This is a genomic window from Enterobacter cloacae complex sp. P43RS (assembly GCF_014930585.1).
Taxonomy (GTDB): Bacteria; Pseudomonadota; Gammaproteobacteria; order Enterobacterales; family Enterobacteriaceae; genus Enterobacter; species Enterobacter bugandensis.
Map to the genome: position 1 here is coordinate 94668 of NZ_JADBRJ010000008.1, position 18654 is coordinate 113321.

11 protein-coding genes are annotated in these 18654 nt (G+C 54.9%); 5 read left to right on the top strand and 6 right to left on the bottom strand.

Translation table 11 applies throughout. The annotated features are described in order from the left end of the window. Positions 1 to 250 precede the first annotated feature (250 nt). Positions 251 to 1603, top strand: a complete 1353-nt coding sequence (gene glpT, locus IM294_RS16820; protein WP_028013908.1) for a glycerol-3-phosphate transporter — start codon at positions 251 to 253, stop codon at positions 1601 to 1603. A gap of 11 nt (positions 1604 to 1614) precedes the next feature. After that, positions 1615 to 2667, top strand: coding sequence for a glycerophosphodiester phosphodiesterase (gene glpQ, locus IM294_RS16825; protein ID WP_041908960.1), 1053 nt, complete (start codon positions 1615 to 1617; stop codon positions 2665 to 2667). A gap of 23 nt (positions 2668 to 2690) precedes the next feature. Here the strand turns inward: glpQ and yfaE are convergent, their stop codons facing one another. The 4 genes from yfaE to ubiG all read right to left on the bottom strand — a co-directional run bounded on the left by yfaE (position 2691) and on the right by ubiG (position 7486). Further along, positions 2691 to 2945 carry a class I ribonucleotide reductase maintenance protein YfaE gene (yfaE, locus tag IM294_RS16830; RefSeq protein ID WP_010433414.1) on the bottom strand — a complete coding sequence of 85 codons (255 nt, stop codon included), beginning with the start codon at positions 2943 to 2945 and terminating at the stop codon, positions 2691 to 2693. Next, positions 2945 to 4075: a class Ia ribonucleoside-diphosphate reductase subunit beta gene (nrdB, locus tag IM294_RS16835; protein WP_041908962.1), complete on the bottom strand. Its 1131-nt coding sequence runs from the start codon at positions 4073 to 4075 to the stop codon at positions 2945 to 2947. Before nrdB ends, yfaE begins: the two co-directional genes overlap by 1 nt. Positions 4076 to 4124: 49 nt before the next feature. Further along, positions 4125 to 6410 (bottom strand): class 1a ribonucleoside-diphosphate reductase subunit alpha, encoded by a 2286-nt coding sequence (gene nrdA / locus IM294_RS16840; RefSeq protein WP_028013905.1) that lies wholly within the window; start codon positions 6408 to 6410, stop codon positions 4125 to 4127. A 347-nt stretch (positions 6411 to 6757) separates the two neighbouring features. Then, on the bottom strand, positions 6758 to 7486 hold the full coding sequence (gene ubiG / locus IM294_RS16845; protein WP_020690665.1) for a bifunctional 2-polyprenyl-6-hydroxyphenol methylase/3-demethylubiquinol 3-O-methyltransferase UbiG: 729 nt from the start codon (positions 7484 to 7486) through the stop codon (positions 6758 to 6760). A gap of 146 nt (positions 7487 to 7632) precedes the next feature. Between ubiG and gyrA the strand changes: the two genes are divergently transcribed. Then, positions 7633 to 10269, top strand: a complete 2637-nt coding sequence (gyrA, locus tag IM294_RS16850) for a DNA topoisomerase (ATP-hydrolyzing) subunit A (RefSeq protein WP_028013903.1) — start codon at positions 7633 to 7635, stop codon at positions 10267 to 10269. 134 nt (positions 10270 to 10403) lie between these two features. Continuing rightward, positions 10404 to 13250, top strand: a complete 2847-nt coding sequence (rcsC, locus tag IM294_RS16855) for a two-component system sensor histidine kinase RcsC (RefSeq protein WP_047367976.1) — start codon at positions 10404 to 10406, stop codon at positions 13248 to 13250. 112 nt (positions 13251 to 13362) lie between these two features. On the opposite strand, the gene rcsB is transcribed toward rcsC, so the two are convergent. Both rcsB and rcsD read right to left on the bottom strand, forming a co-directional pair. Continuing rightward, the gene (gene rcsB, locus IM294_RS16860; protein ID WP_006176468.1) at positions 13363 to 14013 is read right to left on the bottom strand and encodes a response regulator transcription factor RcsB; all 651 of its coding nucleotides are present in this window, start codon (positions 14011 to 14013) and stop codon (positions 13363 to 13365) included. A gap of 16 nt (positions 14014 to 14029) precedes the next feature. Further along, positions 14030 to 16702, bottom strand: a complete 2673-nt coding sequence (rcsD, locus tag IM294_RS16865) for a phosphotransferase RcsD (protein ID WP_048960697.1) — start codon at positions 16700 to 16702, stop codon at positions 14030 to 14032. Positions 16703 to 17445: 743 nt separating this feature from the next. Between rcsD and IM294_RS16870 the strand changes: the two genes are divergently transcribed. Next, positions 17446 to 18558 (top strand): porin OmpC, encoded by a 1113-nt coding sequence (locus IM294_RS16870; RefSeq protein WP_028013899.1) that lies wholly within the window; start codon positions 17446 to 17448, stop codon positions 18556 to 18558. The last annotated feature ends 96 nt before the right edge of the window (positions 18559 to 18654 follow it).

The following is an 18654-nucleotide window of genomic DNA, read 5'->3' on the forward strand; positions in this document are numbered from 1 at the left end:
TGCCTTTCCTCTATGTTCGTTTTTTAGCATTTAGCCACATAGAACGTGTGGTTTGTTTGATTTCGAACATAAACGCGCGAAATTCGAAACTGAAACGTGATTTCATGCGCTTTTTTGCGCATTCTGTCATATTTCTGTAACAATCTGTGCGTTGATTCACAGTAACAAACCGCATGTTTTTTTAACATCCCCGCCTCTGTAACCGGGCGCGAGATGCCTGGTCATTTTTTGAAAGGCCACGGAGGCTGTTATGCTCAGTATCTTCAAACCTGCGCCGCATCGGGCGCGACTGCCAGAGGCAGAGATCGATCCTCTCTACCGCCGTCTGCGTTGGCAAATCTTCCTCGGGATCTTCTTCGGGTATGCGGCGTACTATCTTGTACGTAAAAACTTTGCGCTCGCCATGCCGTATCTGGTGGAGCAGGGCTTCTCTCGCGGCGACCTGGGCTTCGCGCTGTCGGGGATCTCCATCGCCTACGGTTTTTCTAAATTCATCATGGGTTCCGTGTCGGACCGTTCGAATCCGCGCGTGTTCCTGCCCGCCGGTCTGATCCTCGCGGCAGCGGTCATGCTGTTCATGGGCTTTGTGCCGTGGGCGACGTCCAGCATTGCCATCATGTTCGTGCTGCTGTTCCTCTGCGGCTGGTTCCAGGGGATGGGGTGGCCGCCGTGCGGACGTACCATGGTGCACTGGTGGTCGCAGAAGGAGCGTGGCGGCATTGTGTCGGTGTGGAACTGCGCGCATAACGTCGGGGGCGGGCTTCCACCTCTGCTGTTCCTGCTGGGGATGGCCTGGTTCAACGACTGGCACGCGGCGCTCTACATGCCTGCCTTTGGTGCTATTCTGGTGGCGATTATTGCCTTCGCCCTGATGCGCGACACGCCGCAGTCCTGCGGGCTGCCGCCAATCGAAGAGTACAAAAACGACTATCCGGATGACTACAGCGAGAAGCACGAAGAAGAGCTGACCGCGAAACAGATCTTCATGAAGTACGTGCTGCCGAACAAGCTGCTGTGGTACATCGCGGTGGCGAACGTGTTCGTATACCTGCTGCGCTACGGCATCCTCGACTGGTCCCCGACCTACCTGAAAGAGGTGAAGCACTTCGCGCTGGATAAATCCTCCTGGGCGTACTTCCTGTATGAATATGCCGGGATCCCGGGCACGCTGATTTGCGGCTGGATGTCGGACAAAGTGTTTAAAGGCAACCGCGGCGCAACGGGCGTGTTCTTTATGACCCTGGTGACCATCGCGACTGTCGTTTACTGGCTTAACCCGCCGGGTAACCCATCAGTAGACATGGCCTGTATGATCGTTATCGGCTTCCTGATTTACGGCCCGGTGATGCTGATCGGTCTGCACGCGCTTGAGCTGGCGCCGAAAAAAGCGGCGGGCACGGCGGCAGGCTTTACCGGTCTGTTTGGCTACCTCGGCGGTTCCGTCGCGGCGAGCGCTATCGTGGGCTACACCGTTGACTTCTTCGGCTGGGACGGCGGCTTTATGGTGATGATCGGCGGCAGCGTGCTGGCGGTTCTGCTGCTGGTTGTTGTGATGATCGGCGAGAAACGTCACCACGCGGAAGTGCTGGCGCGTCGTCAGTAAGGAGCATTGCGATGAAATTAACTCCATTAACCACCGGCCTGCTGCTGGCAGGCCTGATGACAGGCTCTGCCCTGGCGGCGGATAAAATCGTTATCGCCCACCGCGGTGCCAGCGGCTATCTGCCGGAGCATACGCTGCCGGCGAAAGCGATGGCCTATGCCCAGGGCGCGGATTATCTGGAGCAGGATCTGGTGATGACGAAGGACGACCAGCTGGTCGTCCTGCATGACCACTATCTTGACCGCGTCACGGACGTGGCGGAGCGTTTCCCGGACCGCGCGCGCAAAGACGGTCGTTACTACGCCATCGACTTTACCCTGGATGAAATTCGCTCTCTGAAGTTTACCGAAGGCTTTGAGATTGAAAACGGCAAGAAGGTGCAGGTCTACCCGGGACGCTTCCCGATGGGCAAATCTGACTTCCGGATCCATACCTTCCAGGAAGAGATTGAGTTTGTTCAGGGGCTGAACCACTCGACCGGTAAAAATATCGGTATCTACCCGGAAATCAAAGCGCCGTGGTTCCACCATCAGGAAGGGAAGGACATTGCCGCGAAGACGCTGGAGGTGCTGAAACAGTACGGCTACACCAGCAAGAAGGACAAAGTTTACCTGCAGTGTTTTGACGCCGCCGAGCTGAAGCGCATCAAAACCGAGCTGGAGCCGAAGATGGGGATGGATCTCAATCTGGTGCAGCTGATTGCCTACACCGACTGGAACGAAACCCAGGAGAAACAGCCGGACGGGAAGTGGGTGAACTACAGCTACGACTGGATGTTCAAGCCGGGCGCGATGAAGCAGATTGCGCAGTACGCTGACGGCATCGGGCCGGATTATCACATGCTGGTGGCGGAAGGCTCAACGCCTGGCCACGTGAAGCTGACGGCGATGGTGAAAGAGGCGCACGCCAGCAAGATGCAGGTGCATCCGTACACGGTGCGTGCCGACCAGCTGCCGCCATATGCCACCGATGTGAATCAGCTTTACGAGGTGTTGTATAAGCAGGCGGACGTGGACGGGCTGTTTACGGATTTCCCGGATAAAGCGGTGACGTTCTTAAAATAGAAAAAGGGCCGTAAGGCCCTTTTTTACATCTCGATCTCAATATCGCCTTTTGCCCGGCAGCAGCAGGGCAAAATTTCCCCTTCACTGATAAAGGCCAGCGGTTCGGTCAGCCAGTCCACCTGGCCTGCGACCAGACGGCAGCGGCAGGAGCCGCAATAGCCTTCACGACACTGGTACTCTACCTCCACCTGATGCGCTTCAAGCGCCACCAGCAGGGAAGGGTGCTCTTCCTGGCACAGCACTTCGGTGCCAGAAAGGCTCAGCGTTACACGCGTCATCAGAGCTGGAAGTCGCTCAGGTCGTCGGTGTTGACTTCAGAATCAATCTGACCGACCAGATAAGAGCTAACTTCCACTTCCTGCGGCGCAACCTGCACGTTATCGGATACCAGCCAGGTGTTGATCCACGGAATCGGGTTAGAGCGCGTCTGGAACGGCAGGTCCAGACCAACCGCCTGCATGCGGATGTTGGTGATGTACTCCACGTACTGGCACAGAATATCTTTGTTCAGACCAATCATGGAACCGTCGCGGAACAGGTAGTCTGCCCACTCTTTCTCCTGCTGAGCCGCCAGCACGAACAGGTCGTAGCACTCCTGCTTGCACTCTTCAGCGATTTCCGCCATCTCCGGGTCGTCCGTACCGCTGCGCAGCAGGTTCAGCATGTGCTGGGTGCCGGTCAGGTGCAGGGCTTCGTCACGAGCGATCAGACGGATGATTTTGGCGTTGCCTTCCATCAGCTTGCGCTCGGCAAAGGCGAAGGAGCAGGCGAAGCTCACGTAGAAGCGGATCGCTTCCAGGGCGTTAACGCTCATCAGGCAGAGGTACAGCTGCTTTTTCAGCGCGCGCAGGTTCACGGTAACGGTTTTGCCGTTCACGCTGTGGGTGCCTTCGCCCAGCAGATGCCAGTAGCTGGTCATCTCGATCAGCTCGTCGTAGTAGTGCGCAATGCCTTCCGCGCGCTTCTGGATCTGCTCGTTAGTGACGATATCGTCAAACACCACCGCCGGATCGTTCACGATGTTGCGGATGATGTGGGTATAAGAGCGGGAGTGGATCGTCTCGGAGAACGCCCAGGTTTCCACCCAGGTTTCCAGCTCAGGAATCGAGATCAGCGGCAACAGCGCCACGTTCGGGCTACGGCCCTGAATGGAGTCCAGCAGCGTCTGGTACTTCAGATTGCTGATGAAAATATGCTTTTCGTGATCCGGCAGCGACTGGTAATCAATACGGTCGCGGGAAACGTCAACTTCTTCCGGACGCCAGAAGAAGGAGAGTTGCTTTTCAATCAGCTTTTCGAAGATGTCATATTTTTGCTGATCGTAGCGTGCCACGTTGACCGGCTGGCCGAAGAACATTGGCTCTTTGAGCTGGTCGTTTTTCGTCTGTGAAAAGGTGGTATATGCCATGAGTGTGTCCTGTCTTACGAAATAAAGGCGGGGATATCCCCGCCCTTCATTAGATCTTACATGCGCCGCTTTCGCAGCCATCGTCCTGAATTGACGGTACCAGGTCGTCCTGCGCGTCTTCTGCACCGTCACGGGTGTTGTGATAGTACAGCGTTTTCACGCCAAATTTGTAGGCGGTCAGCAGGTCTTTCAACAACTGCTGCATTGGTACCTTGCCGGACGGGAAGCGCGTCGGGTCGTAGTTAGTATTGGCAGAGATCGACTGGTCGATAAACTTCTGCATGATACCCACCAGCTGCAGGTAGCCGTCGTTGTTTGGCATCTCCCACAGCAGCTCGTAGTTGTTGCCCAGCGTTTCGTAATCCGGCACCACCTGACGCAGCACGCCGTCTTTCGACGCTTTAATGCTGACGTGGCCGCGCGGTGGCTCAATACCGTTGGTGGCGTTGGAGATCTGCGAAGAGGTCTCGGACGGCATCAGGGCAGAGAGCGTGGAGTTACGCAGGCCGTGCGTTTTGATGGACTCGCGCAGGCCTTCCCAGTCCAGGTGCAGCGGCTCGCTGACGATCGCATCCAGGTCTTTCTTATAGGTGTCGATCGGCAGAATGCCTTTTGCATAGGTGGTTTCGTTGAACCACGGGCACGCGCCTTGCTCTTTCGCCAGCTCGTTAGAGGCTTTCATCAGGTAGTACTGAATCGCTTCGAACGTCTGGTGCGTCAGGTTGTTAGCGCTGCCGTCGGAGTAACGCTTGCCGTTTTTCGCCAGCCAATAGGCGAAGTTGATCACGCCGATACCCAGGGTACGACGGCCCATTGCGCCGCGTTTAGCGGCCGGGATTGGGTAATCCTGGTAGTCCAGCAGGGCATCCAGCGCACGTACCGCCAGCACGGCCAGCTCTTCCAGCTCGTCCAGGCTCTTAATCGCACCCAGGTTGAACGCGGAGAGCGTACACAGGGCGATTTCGCCGTTTTCGTCGTTCACGTCTTCCAGCGGTTTGGTTGGCAGGGCGATCTCCAGGCACAGGTTAGACTGGCGCACTGGCGCAACCGCCGGATCAAACGGGCTATGGGTGTTGCAGTGGTCAACGTTCTGGATGTAGATACGGCCGGTAGAGGCGCGCTCCTGCATCATCAGGGAGAACAGGTCTACCGCCTTCAGGCGCTGTTTACGGATGCTGTCGTCTTTTTCATATTTGGTGTACAGACGCTCGAACTCGTCCTGATCGGCGAAGAACGCGTCGTACAGGCCCGGGACGTCGGACGGGCTGAACAGGGTGATGTCTTCCCCTTTCAGCAGACGGGTGTACATCAGCTTGTTGATCTGCACGCCGTAGTCCATGTGACGCACGCGGTTGCCTTCCACGCCGCGGTTGTTTTTCAGCACCAGCAGGCTTTCCACTTCCAGGTGCCACATTGGGTAGAACAGGGTCGCTGCGCCGCCGCGCACGCCGCCCTGAGAGCAGGATTTTACCGCCGTCTGGAAGTGCTTGTAGAACGGGATACAGCCGGTGTGGAACGCTTCACCGCCGCGAATCGGGCTGCCCAGCGCGCGGATGCGACCTGCGTTGATGCCGATACCGGCACGCTGGGAGACGTATTTCACGATGGCGCTGGAGGTGGCGTTGATGGAATCCAGGCTGTCACCACACTCGATCAGTACGCAGGAGCTGAACTGACGGGTAGGGGTGCGCACGCCAGACATGATCGGCGTTGGCAGAGAAATTTTGAACGTCGATACCGCATCGTAGAAACGCTTCACGTAGTCCAGACGGGTGTCGCGCGGGTAGTTTGAGAACAGGCAGGCGGCCACCAGAATATAGAGGAACTGGGCGCTTTCGTAGATCTCACCGGTCACACGGTTCTGAACCAGGTATTTGCCTTCGAGCTGCTTCACCGCCGCGTAGGAGAAGTTCATGTCGCGCCAGTGATCGATAAACCCGTTCATCTGCTCGAACTCTTCTTCCGTATAGTCTTCCAGCAGATGCGTGTCGTATTTGCCCAGCTCAACCATTTTCACCACGTGATCGTAAAGCTTCGGCGGCTCGAACTGGCCATAGGCTTTCTTACGCAGGTGGAAAATCGCCAGACGCGCAGCGAGGTACTGATAATCCGGTGCGTCGCGGGAGATCAGATCCGCCGCTGCTTTGATAATGGTTTCGTGGATATCAGACGTTTTGATGCCGTCGTAGAACTGAATGTGAGAACGCAGTTCAACCTGGGATATAGATACGTTATTCAGTCCTTCTGCTGCCCAGTCGAGAACTCGATGGATTTTGTCCAGATTGATACGCTCGGTAGTACCGTCGCGCTTTGTCACCAGCAGACTCTGATTCATGTGGGTTTTACCTGTCCGTGAAATAAAAAATATCCCCCGCTTATCCACAGATCCGTCTTGTGACTAACTCTGTGGATAAATACTACATATAGGGGGTTTGCGATAAGAAAAACGCTATATGGTGAGTATTCTAGTATCGAATCTTTTCAGCACAAGGGTTGATTTTGAGGTTAAATTGAGGTTGTGAAAGCGTAAAAAAGCGTAAGTCCTCGTACCGTAAGGCCTGGAAGAGATGTCAATAATTTAGAAAAAAAATTCAAAATTTGATCGAGTGCTGATTTCTTCAACGGGAGGTCAGAATTGCGCAACATGATGTCGCGCAATCATTATAAGAATAACGGATGACGTTAGTCGTTTTTGGCGGTTGTATGCAACATATAGTTAACATCCACGCCCGGGGCAAGTTTGAATTTATCCGTTAGCGGGTTGTAGTGCAGGCCCGTGATGTGCTGCTCCTTAAGCCACGTCTGGTCAACCCAGCCCAGCAGTTCGGCAGGCTTGATAAACTTCTTCACGTCGTGCGTCCCTTTCGGCACCATGCGCAGCACATATTCTGCGCCGACCACGGCCATCAGCCAGGCTTTACCGTTGCGGTTAATTGTCGAGAAGAAGACCTGGCCGCCCGGCTTCACCAGTTTTGCACAGGCGTTTACCACGGACTGCGGATCCGGAACGTGCTCCAGCATCTCCATGCAGGTCACCACGTCGTACTGGTGGGCATGTTTTGCCGCGTGCTCTTCTACGGTTTCCTGCACATATTCCACCTGTATACCGGACTCCAGCGCATGAAGACGGGCAACCTGTAGAGGCTCGAAGCCCATGTCCAGGCCGGTGACGGTGGCCCCTTCGCGCGCCATGCTCTCCGCCAGGATGCCGCCGCCGCAGCCGACGTCGAGCACTTTCTTACCGAACAGACCGCCGGAACGCTCCGCGATATAGCCCAGACGCAGCGGGTTAATGCGATGCAGCGGTTTGAACTCACCTTCGAGATCCCACCAGCGGGACGCCACCGCTTCAAATTTGGCAATCTCTTCGTGGTCAACGTTGTGTGCCACCGGGGATTTTTCGGCATTCATGGGCGCTTTTACTCCTTATTTAGCAAGACAAATGAGTATATCAGGCAATCCCTGTGAATAAAGCGTATAGGTTTACCTGTATCACCGCGGCTGTGTTATAATTTGCGACCTTTGAATCCGGGATACAGTAGAGGGATAGCGGTTAGATGAGCGACCTTGCGAGAGAAATTACACCGGTTAACATCGAGGAAGAGCTGAAAAGCTCCTATCTGGACTATGCGATGTCGGTCATTGTTGGCCGTGCGCTGCCGGACGTCCGCGATGGCCTGAAGCCGGTACACCGTCGCGTACTATACGCCATGAACGTATTGGGCAATGACTGGAATAAAGCCTACAAAAAATCTGCCCGTGTCGTTGGTGACGTAATCGGTAAATACCATCCCCATGGTGATTCCGCGGTGTACGACACCATTGTCCGTATGGCGCAGCCATTCTCGCTGCGTTATATGCTGGTAGATGGTCAGGGTAACTTTGGTTCTATCGACGGCGACTCCGCCGCGGCAATGCGTTATACGGAAATCCGTCTGGCGAAGATTGCCCATGAGCTGATGGCCGACCTGGAAAAAGAGACGGTTGATTTCGTTGATAACTACGACGGCACGGAAAAAATTCCTGACGTTATGCCAACGAAGATCCCTAACCTGCTGGTGAACGGCTCGTCCGGTATCGCCGTGGGTATGGCGACCAACATTCCGCCGCACAACATCACGGAAGTGATCAACGGCTGCCTGGCCTATATCGACGATGAAGACATCAGCATTGAAGGGCTGATGGAACACATCCCGGGCCCGGACTTCCCGACGGCGGCGATCATCAACGGTCGTCGCGGCATTGAAGAAGCGTACCGCACCGGTCGCGGCAAGATTTACATCCGTGCCCGCGCCGAAGTGGAAGCGGACGCCAAAACCGGCCGTGAAACTATCATTGTTCACGAGATCCCGTATCAGGTGAACAAAGCGCGTCTGATTGAAAAAATCGCCGAGCTGGTAAAAGAAAAACGCGTTGAAGGCATCAGCGCGCTGCGTGACGAGTCTGACAAAGACGGTATGCGCATCGTGATTGAAATCAAGCGCGACGCGGTGGGTGAGGTTGTGCTGAACAACCTGTACTCCCAGACTCAGCTTCAGGTCTCCTTCGGTATCAACATGGTTGCGCTGCACCATGGTCAGCCGAAGATCATGAACCTGAAAGAGATCCTGAGTGCGTTCGTGCGTCACCGCCGCGAAGTGGTGACCCGTCGTACCATCTTCGAACTGCGCAAAGCGCGCGATCGTGCTCATATCCTTGAAGCACTGGCCGTTGCGCTGGCGAACATCGACCCGATCATCGAGCTGATCCGCCGTGCGCCGACGCCGGCAGAAGCGAAAGCCTCGCTTGTTGCGCGTCCGTGGGATCTGGGCAACGTGGCGGCGATGCTGGAACGTGCGGGCGATGACGCCGCGCGTCCTGAGTGGCTCGAGCCTGAATTCGGCGTGCGTGACGGTCAGTACTACCTGACTGAACAGCAGGCCCAGGCGATTCTGGATCTGCGCCTGCAGAAGCTGACCGGCCTTGAGCATGAAAAACTGCTCGACGAGTACAAAGAGCTGCTGGAGCAAATTGCTGAGCTGCTGCACATCCTGGGTAGCGCCGAGCGCCTGATGGAAGTGATCCGCGAAGAGCTTGAGCTGGTCCGCGATCAGTTCGGCGACGAGCGTCGTACTGAAATCACCGCGAACAGCTCTGATATCAACATTGAAGATCTGATCAACCGCGAAGACGTGGTAGTGACCCTGTCTCACCAGGGCTACGTGAAGTATCAGCCTCTGACCGACTACGAAGCACAGCGTCGTGGCGGTAAAGGTAAATCTGCGGCACGTATTAAAGAAGAAGACTTCATTGACCGTCTGCTGGTGGCTAACACCCACGATACGATCCTCTGCTTCTCCAGCCGTGGCCGTCTGTACTGGATGAAGGTCTATCAGCTGCCGGAAGCGAGCCGTGGCGCGCGCGGTCGTCCAATCGTCAACCTGCTGCCGCTGGAAGCGAACGAACGTATCACCGCCATCCTGCCGGTACGCGAGTACGAAGAGGGCGTGAACGTCTTCATGGCGACCGCCAGCGGTACCGTGAAGAAAACCGCGCTGACCGAGTTCAGCCGTCCGCGTTCTGCCGGTATTATTGCGGTAAACCTGAACGAAGGCGATGAGCTGATCGGTGTGGATCTGACCTCCGGTTCTGATGAAGTGATGCTGTTCTCTGCGGCCGGTAAAGTGGTGCGCTTCAAAGAGAACGCCGTGCGCGCAATGGGTCGTACGGCGACCGGCGTGCGCGGTATCAAGCTGGCGGGTGAAGACTCCGTTGTTTCCCTGATTGTTCCACGTGGCGAAGGCGCAATCCTGACCGTCACCCAGAACGGCTACGGTAAACGTACGGCGGAAAGCGAATACCCGACCAAGTCACGCGGCACGCAGGGCGTTATCTCCATCAAGGTTACCGAGCGCAACGGTTCTGTTGTGGGCGCGGTGCAGGTGGACGATGCCGACCAGATCATGATGATCACCGATGCCGGTACGCTGGTGCGTACGCGCGTATCCGAGATCAGCGTGGTGGGCCGTAACACCCAGGGCGTTATCCTCATCCGTACGGCGGAAGATGAAAACGTGGTGGGTCTGCAGCGCGTTGCTGAGCCGGTGGACGACGAAGAGCTCGATTCCATCGACGGCAGCGTCGCGGAAGGTGATGATGAAATCGCACCGGAAGCAGAGAGCGACGACGACGCAGCGGATGACGCTGACGAGTAATCTCTTCTGACGCATAAAGGGCCGGATTCCGGCCCTTTTCTTTTGCAGATGCAGATACGTGAACGTTGCGACAAGCCGCGTTTACCGCTACCTTAACCACATTCTTTTGACCCCGACGGCGGAGCCTCGCCCCTTTGAAATACCTCGTCTCCTTTCGTACCACGCTGAAAGTTTCTCGCTATCTTTTCCGGGCGCTGGCGCTCCTGCTTTGGCTGCTGGTAGCCTTGCTATCGGTGTTTTACATCGTCAATGCGCTGAACCAGAAAGAAGCGGAGATCCGCCAGGAGTTTAATTTAAGCTCCGATCAGGCCCAGCGCTACATTCAGCGAACGTCTGACGTGATGAAGGAGCTGAAGTATATTGCCGAAAATCGGCTGACGGCAGAAAACGGTATCCTTGCCCTGCGCGGGCGCAATGACAAAACCGAAGTGCCGGACTTCCAGCCGCTGTTCCCGGACTCGGATTGCTCCACCATGAGCAGCACCTGGCGCGGGTCGCTGGAATCCCTCGCCTGGTTTATGCGCTACTGGCGCGACAACTTCTCCGCCGCCTACGACCTTAACCGCGTATTCCTGATTGGCAGTGAAAACCTCTGCATGGCTGACTTTGGCCTGCGCGATGTGCCCGTCGAGCGCGATGATGCGCTGAAAAGCCTGCACGAGCGTATTGTGAAATATCGCAATGCGCCGCAGGACGAGCGCGGGAACAACATTTTCTGGATTAGCCAGGGGCCGCGCATGGGCGTGGGCTATTTCTACGCGCTGACGCCGGTCTACCTGGGCAATCGTCTGCAGGCGCTGCTGGGGATTGAGCAGACCATCCGCATGGAAAACTTCTTCACGCCGGGCAGCCTGCCGATGGGCGTGACCATTCTGGATGAAAACGGGCATCAGCTGATCTCACTCGCCGGGCCGGATAAAAGTTTGAACGTCGATCCGCACTGGATGCAGGAACGCTCATGGTTTGGCTACACCTCCGGCTTCCGCGAGCTGGTGCTGAAAAAAAGCCTGCCGCCATCGTCGCTGAGCATTGTTTACTCGCTGCCGGTGGATATGGTCCTTGAGCGGATACGCATTCTTATTATGAATGCGATCCTGCTGAACCTGCTGGTGGGCGGGGCGCTGTTTACGCTGGCGCGCATGTATGAGCGGAGAATCTTTATTCCCGCCGAAAGTGACGCCCAGCGTCTGGAGGAGCACGAGCAGTTCAACCGCAAGATTGTCGCCTCGGCTCCGGTGGGGATCTGCATTCTTCGTACCCAGGACGGGACCAACATCCTGAGTAACGAGCTGGCGCACAACTACCTGAACATGCTGACGCACGAGGACCGGCAAAGGCTGACGCAAATCATCTGCGGCCAGCAGGTGAACTTTGTCGACGTACTCACCAGCACCCACACTAACCTGCAGATCAGCTTTGTTCATTCCCGCTATCGCAATGAAAACGTAGCGATTTGCGTGCTGGTGGATGTCTCCGCGCGCGTGAAGATGGAAGAGTCGCTGCAGGAGATGGCGCAGGCCGCGGAGCAGGCCAGCCAGTCGAAATCCATGTTCCTGGCTACCGTCAGTCACGAGCTACGTACGCCGCTGTACGGGATTATCGGTAACCTCGATCTGCTGCAGACGAAGGAATTGCCGAAAGGCGTCGACCGGCTGGTAACGGCGATGAACAACTCCTCCAGCCTGCTGCTGAAGATCATCAGCGATATTCTCGACTTCTCTAAAATTGAGTCTGAGCAGCTGAAAATTGAGCCGCGCGAGTTTTCGCCGCGTGAGGTCATGAACCACATCAGCGCCAACTATCTGCCGCTGGTGGTGCGTAAACAGCTGGGGCTCTACTGCTTCATTGAACCGGACGTGCCGCTGACGCTGCACGGCGACCCGATGCGCCTGCAGCAGGTCATCTCTAACCTGCTCAGCAATGCCATCAAATTCACCGATATCGGCTGCATTGTGCTACACGTCTGCCGGGCGGGAGATTACCTCAGCATCCGCGTGCGCGACACGGGGGTGGGCATACCGGCCAAGGAGGTGGTACGTCTGTTCGATCCGTTCTTCCAGGTCGGCACCGGCGTGCAGCGTAACTTCCAGGGCACCGGTCTGGGGCTGGCGATTTGCGAGAAGCTCGTCAGCATGATGGACGGTGACATTTCCGTGGATACCGAGCCCGGCATGGGCAGCCAGTTCACCATCCGCATTCCGCTCTATTCCGCGCAGTATCCGGCAAAAGCCACGGTTGACGGGCTGAACGATAAGCGCTGCTGGCTGGCGGTCAATAATGCCTCGCTGAATGACTATCTGACGGCGCTGCTCGCCCATAGCGGCGTGAGGGTCTGCCGCTATGAAGGCCAAACGCCGGACGTGGACGATGTGCTCATCGCCGACGAGATGCCGGAACAGCCGTGGCAGGGGAGAGGAACGGTGCTCTTCTGCCGTCGCCACATTGGCATACCGGTTGAACGTGCGCCGGGGGAATGGGTGCACAGCGTCGCAACGCCGCATGAGCTGTTGAGCCTGCTGGCCCGTATCTATAAAGTCGAGCTGGAAGAGAACGACGGTGCAGTCGCGCTGCCGTCACCGGAAGGTCTGGCGTCAGTGAATGACGATATGATGATTCTGGTGGTGGATGACCATCCGATTAACCGCCGCCTGCTGGCTGACCAGCTCGGATCGCTGGGCTATCAGTGCAAAACCGCCAATGACGGCGTGGATGCGCTGAATGTGCTGAGTAAAAATCATATTGATATCGTGCTGAGTGACGTCAACATGCCTAACATGGACGGCTACCGGCTGACGCAGCGCATCCGACAGCTTGGCCTGACGCTGCCTGTCGTGGGCGTGACGGCGAACGCGCTGGCGGAAGAGAAACAGCGCTGTCTGGAGTCGGGCATGGACAGCTGCCTGTCGAAACCGGTGACGCTGGACGTGCTCAAACAAACGCTGTCTGTTTATGCGGATCGCGTGAGAAAAACCAGAATATAAAAAAGGCCCGTAAGGGCCTTTTTTATTTGCCCGGCGGCGCTGCGCTTGCGCGGGCCTACGGGTTCTGTAGGCCGGGTAAGCGTGAGCGCCATCCGGCATTTACAGTGGGGGATCAATCCTTATCCGATGCGCTCAGCGTAACGGAGGAGAGATAGTTCAACAGGGCAATATCGTTGTCCACGCCCAGCTTCATCATTGCTGATTTTTTCTGGCTGCTGATGGTTTTAATGCTGCGGTTCAGCTTCTTGGCAATCTCGGTCACCAGGAAACCTTCGGCGAACAGGCGCAGAACTTCGCTCTCTTTCGGCGACAGGCGTTTGTCACCGTAGCCACCCGCGCTGATTTTTTCCAGCAGACGAGAGACGCTCTCAGGCGTGAACTTCTTGCCTTTCTGCAGCGCAGCCAGCGCTTTTGGCAGATCGGTCGGGGCGCCTTGCTTCAGCACAATTCCTTCGATATCCAGATCCAGCACGGCGCTCAGGATCGCCGGGTTGTTGTTCATGGTCAGAACAATAATCGAGATGTCAGGGAAGTGACGTTTAATATATTTGATGAGCGTGATCCCATCACCGTATTTGTCTCCAGGCATAGAGAGATCGGTAATGAGCACGTGCGCATCAAGCTTTGGGAGGTTATTGATCAGTGCTGTAGAGTCTTCAAATTCACCGACTACATTCACCCACTCGATCTGTTCAAGTGATTTGCGAATACCGAACAGTACAATCGGATGGTCATCGGCAATAATTACGTTCATATTGTTCATGTATAAGGCTACCTTGCTACAGCAAGCTTTTGACGTAGGCGTCAATGTCGCTGATGTATTTTTCAATGCCAGAGGCATCTTTCTCACGAATTAGATGTTCCAGCGTTTCACATAACTGCTTGCCGGGAACCAGATTAAGCATGGCAAACACCCCTTTAAGCCGGTGTGCTGTCTGTGCCAGCGCTGCAAAATCATTCGCAGCGGACTCAGTATACAACCGCTTCACATCATCTGGTACTGTATCAACAAAGAGGGAATAGTATCCGCTGGCGTGAAGCTCGGCATTTTCATTACCGCCTAACGGGGATTCCGTTATCTCTTCCTGCGCCAGCTGCTCTTCTATTAGTTGTAGTACAGCTTCCTGCATCGCATTGCTTATATTAAAGTTGACGCGCAGCTGGCCAGGGCCGATTTTCCGCACGCCTGACTCATCATCGCTTAAAAGCAAGCCCGAGGCAGTAAGATTAGACGGATTATCAGTTAAAAACAGATCAAATTCTTGACTTGCCAGCCTTTCATCCGGCGTGATGCAGGCCGCGCCCCAGTTTTCGAGCTGACGAACCACAATATTGCGGATCTCGTTTGAGGTCACATCCACCATCACCACGACGTCATCCAGCAGGCGTTCTTCATCTTCTTCCTGCGGATTGGCGGCCATTTTCACGTGGAGAGAGTAACGGGTGCCGAGCGATTCACGGGCCTTGATATTCAGATGGCCGCCGAGCTTACGCGCCAGCTGATCGCACAGCCAGAAGGTCAGGGCGTTAGCCTTGCCGTAATGATCGCTTTGCGTGTCATTCAGGAACGGGAAGTGCAGATTATCAATTTCACTCGCCGTCACGCCTTCCCCGGTGTCCAGAATGCGGAACGTCAGGCGATCTTCCGCCGACTCGTCGGTGCTCACTTCAAGGGTGATCTTGCCGATCTGCGTGGTGGTCACGGCGTACTGAATAATCATCAGCAGAATACGACGCAGCGCCTCGCGGTCGCCGTGACGTTCGTCATTGGCGGGTAAATGGTTGTTGATTAGCAGCTGCAGCCCTTTGCGCTTAATTACGGGCAGGACTTCGGGAACCACTTCATCGATCAGATCCTGAATGGAGAAGAGAGAAGGGGTGCCTTTCCAGAAATCATTCTCCAGCATGTTTGCCAGCTGGATCTCATCCACCATGCGGACCAGCGAGTCGGCCTGGCAGGCGAGCTGGTGGCTTTCAGACGTGTTTAATGCCGCCGCCTGGGTCGCCAGCGTTTTTAACGGCTGCTTGAAGGCATCGCCAATATTCTGCATGAATGCCGCGCGCCCCTGCTGGTTCTTCTCATACAGCCTTTGCGCCTGCTTGAGCTTTTTATTCACCAGCACTTCGCGATCCTGATCGCGAATGATGAAGATTTGCGTACGCGGTGCCACCTGGCTGCGGAACTGACGGATCTCGTACAGTTCATTGTTAATGGTGGCCTGAATAACCCCCTGGTGCTGATCCGCCATAGTGGTGATGTTCTGCAGGTTAAGGTGCGGCAGCAGATGGTCAGCAATTTTATTGCTCATCACCGTGCGATTCGATTCCTGATCGTGAACTAACACCCCTAGCGGCAGCACGGAGACAATCTCTTCATTGAGCGCGCGCAATACGCGCAGCTCGTTGGTATTGCCCGCGGAGACCGCAGACGCGTCGCTCTGGCGTCCCGGCTGGAAGCGGAAGGTGCTGTAGCCAAACAGGGCCAGCGCCAGCAGACCAATATTCAGCAGCAGCGGCAGCAGAATATTTTGCAGGGTATCAAGCAGCAGCGTGCCGAACGGTACCTGCCACACCAGACGCATGCCGGTTGAGTTCAGCGACGAGGCAATTTCAATTTTCGAGCCGTTAAAGGAGATGGTGACGCTCTCTGCGGCCTCTTTGTCGGACGCCGCACGCATGTTCTGGGTGCTGCTGTCCGGCTCCAGACGGAAGCTGTCGAGCGGCATATCCGGCGGGATCAAATCATTAATGGGTAAATCGAAGGCCACGACCGTCGCCAGATGACCCGGCTGGTTAAAGGTGGTACGCAGGGTAAAATAGTGACCATTCTGCCAGGCCAGCCGGCGCAGCGATGAGAAGCTCTCACGTTCATCAAGGGCGTTGGCCTGCTGCAGCATTTCTGCCCGGCGGGAGTCGACAATGCTGCCGACCGTCGTCTCTTTAAATCCGGAAGAGAGATCTTTCAACGGCAGCGTCGAGATCAGGATCATGCTGTTGTCCTGACCGTTCAGATAGTACATCGACCACGGCACCGTTTCGGCGCCCCAGAGGGTATCCAGGTAGGTCGAAATACGCTGCGTCATCTCAAGGGTCGCGCTGTCGTGAGAGCCAAAGATAAGCGCTTCAGTCTTACGCTGCGGTTTTTCGAGATAGTAGACATCCTGCTTCAGCCGCGTCTCCTGAAGTCCATCTCCGGATGAGCTGGCAGGCGCTGCCGCAATGTTGTCATAAATCTGCCAGGTGGCGTAGCGCCAGGTATCAATGCGCTTGTGTACGGCGTGGGTAATATCCACCACCTGATAGCTCTTATCCTTCAGCCAGGCGTTAACCGCGCTCTGCACCATCACGCCCATTGTGACTAACAGCACCACGATCAAAAGAAGAAAGAAACGGGTGATGCTCCCGGGCAGAAGGGAGAATTTGCTTTGGGCGGTAGTTTCAGTCTGACTCATTGATATCTTTAACCCGTGATGGTCGTGCTCTGTGGCGATAGGGCAGTATAAAGGGTAATAACTGAATTTCCAGCGCCACTGTCCTTGAACAAGCGACTTTTTCGATGGCCCGTGCGAGAGAGGAAGTACGTCTTAAATGTGTACAAGAGCATAATGCATGTACAAATAAAAAATGCATTTCGTCAGAAAATAGCACGAATTAACAAGAAATTAAGTTTTGAGCGAATTTTACCGTTATGCACAGGGGCGAACGTGAATTTAGTTAATAGTCGTTACAATTACGCGGCGGTAGCACAAAAAAGGAAAAGTTACGTAAAGAAGGGTAAAAAAAAACCGAATGCGATGCATCCGGTTGAATTAGGGATAAACAGACATTCAAAGCTGAATGACGGTAATAAATAAAGTTAATGATGATAGCGAGAGTTATTTTAGAGACTGGAGTCGATCTTGTTTTGTCATTCAGTGCGGTAACGTTTTTTATTTTAACTCTTTGATATGTATTGGGTCATTTTTCGTTTTGATTATAAGTGCTAAATTTCTAAGCTTTTTGTGCTTTGTAAAAGTTCCTTTTCATTTACATTTTGAAACATGTTGATGGATAAATGAAACATCTTCAAAGTTTTCGTATCATATTCGCATTGGATTATTCTGTAATTTTGCGGAGAATGAATTTGCCGACTGGTTAATGAGGGTTAACCGGTAAGCAGTGGCAATTATAAGGCATATAACAGAGGGTTAATAAAATGAAAGTTAAAGTACTGTCCCTTCTGGTACCAGCACTGCTGGTAGCAGGCGCAGCAAATGCGGCCGAAATTTATAACAAAGATGGCAACAAATTAGATCTGTACGGCAAAGTTGATGGTCTGCACTATTTCTCTGACGACAAGAGTGCTGACGGCGACCAGACCTACATGCGTCTTGGCTTCAAAGGCGAAACTCAGGTTAACGATCAGCTGACCGGTTACGGCCAGTGGGAATACCAGATCCAGGGCAACACGACTGAAAGCGACAACCAGTCCTGGACGCGTGTGGCGTTTGCCGGTCTGAAATTCGCTGAAGCGGGCTCTTTCGATTACGGTCGTAACTACGGCGTGATCTACGACGTAACTTCCTGGACTGACGTTCTGCCAGAATTTGGCGGCGATACCTACGGCTCAGACAACTTCCTGCAGTCTCGTGCTAACGGCGTGGCGACCTATCGTAACCAGGACTTCTTTGGTCTGGTGGATGGCCTGAACTTTGCGCTGCAGTATCAGGGTAAAAACGGTAGCGTAAGCGGCGAAAACGTCGGTGGACGCAGCCTGCTGAAACAGAACGGCGACGGCTACGGTGCATCCGTAACCTATAACCTGGGCGAAGGCTTCAGCGTGGGTGGTGCGATGTCCTCCTCCAAACGTACCGCTGACCAGAACGCACCGGGCGTTTACGGTAACGGCGATCACGCAGAAGTCTATTCTGGTGGCCTGAAATACGATGCCAACAACATCTACCTGGCTGCGCAGTACTCTCAGACCTACAACGCAACCCGCTTCGGTACCTCTAACGGCAGCAGCCCGACTACCGCTTACGGTTTTGCTAACAAAGCGCAGAACTTCGAAGTGGTTGCTCAGTACCAGTTCGATTTCGGCCTGCGTCCATCCGTGGCTTACCTGCAGTCCAAAGGTAAAGACATCGAAGGTTACGGCGATCAGGATCTGCTGAAATATGTTGATGTGGGTGCGACTTACTACTTCAACAAAAACATGTCCACCTACGTGGATTACAAAATCAACCTGGTTGATGAAAATGAGTTCACCCGTCAGGCCGGTATCGGCACTGATGATATCGTCGCGCTGGGTCTGGTTTACCAGTTCTAATCGCGTCATCGTGTGACTAAGGGGCCTGAAGGCCCCTTTTTTGTGCTTTTTTTTGGCCTCACAACGCAACCGTTTTGGTGTACTCTTGCCGCCCTG

What these genes read in the sequence shown, in the direction of transcription:
- glpT (WP_028013908.1), top strand. Translation starts at nt 251, where the DNA reads ATGCTCAGTATCTTCAAACCTGCGCCGCATCGGGCGCGACTGCCAGAG.
- glpQ (WP_041908960.1), top strand. Translation starts at nt 1,615, where the DNA reads ATGAAATTAACTCCATTAACCACCGGCCTGCTGCTGGCAGGCCTGATG.
- yfaE (WP_010433414.1), bottom strand. Translation starts at nt 2,945, where the DNA reads ATGACGCGTGTAACGCTGAGCCTTTCTGGCACCGAAGTGCTGTGCCAG.
- nrdB (WP_041908962.1), bottom strand. Translation starts at nt 4,075, where the DNA reads ATGGCATATACCACCTTTTCACAGACGAAAAACGACCAGCTCAAAGAG.
- nrdA (WP_028013905.1), bottom strand. Translation starts at nt 6,410, where the DNA reads ATGAATCAGAGTCTGCTGGTGACAAAGCGCGACGGTACTACCGAGCGT.
- ubiG (WP_020690665.1), bottom strand. Translation starts at nt 7,486, where the DNA reads ATGAATGCCGAAAAATCCCCGGTGGCACACAACGTTGACCACGAAGAG.
- gyrA (WP_028013903.1), top strand. Translation starts at nt 7,633, where the DNA reads ATGAGCGACCTTGCGAGAGAAATTACACCGGTTAACATCGAGGAAGAG.
- rcsB (WP_006176468.1), bottom strand. Translation starts at nt 14,013, where the DNA reads ATGAACAATATGAACGTAATTATTGCCGATGACCATCCGATTGTACTG.
- rcsD (WP_048960697.1), bottom strand. Translation starts at nt 16,702, where the DNA reads ATGAGTCAGACTGAAACTACCGCCCAAAGCAAATTCTCCCTTCTGCCC.
- IM294_RS16870 (WP_028013899.1), top strand. Translation starts at nt 17,446, where the DNA reads ATGAAAGTTAAAGTACTGTCCCTTCTGGTACCAGCACTGCTGGTAGCA.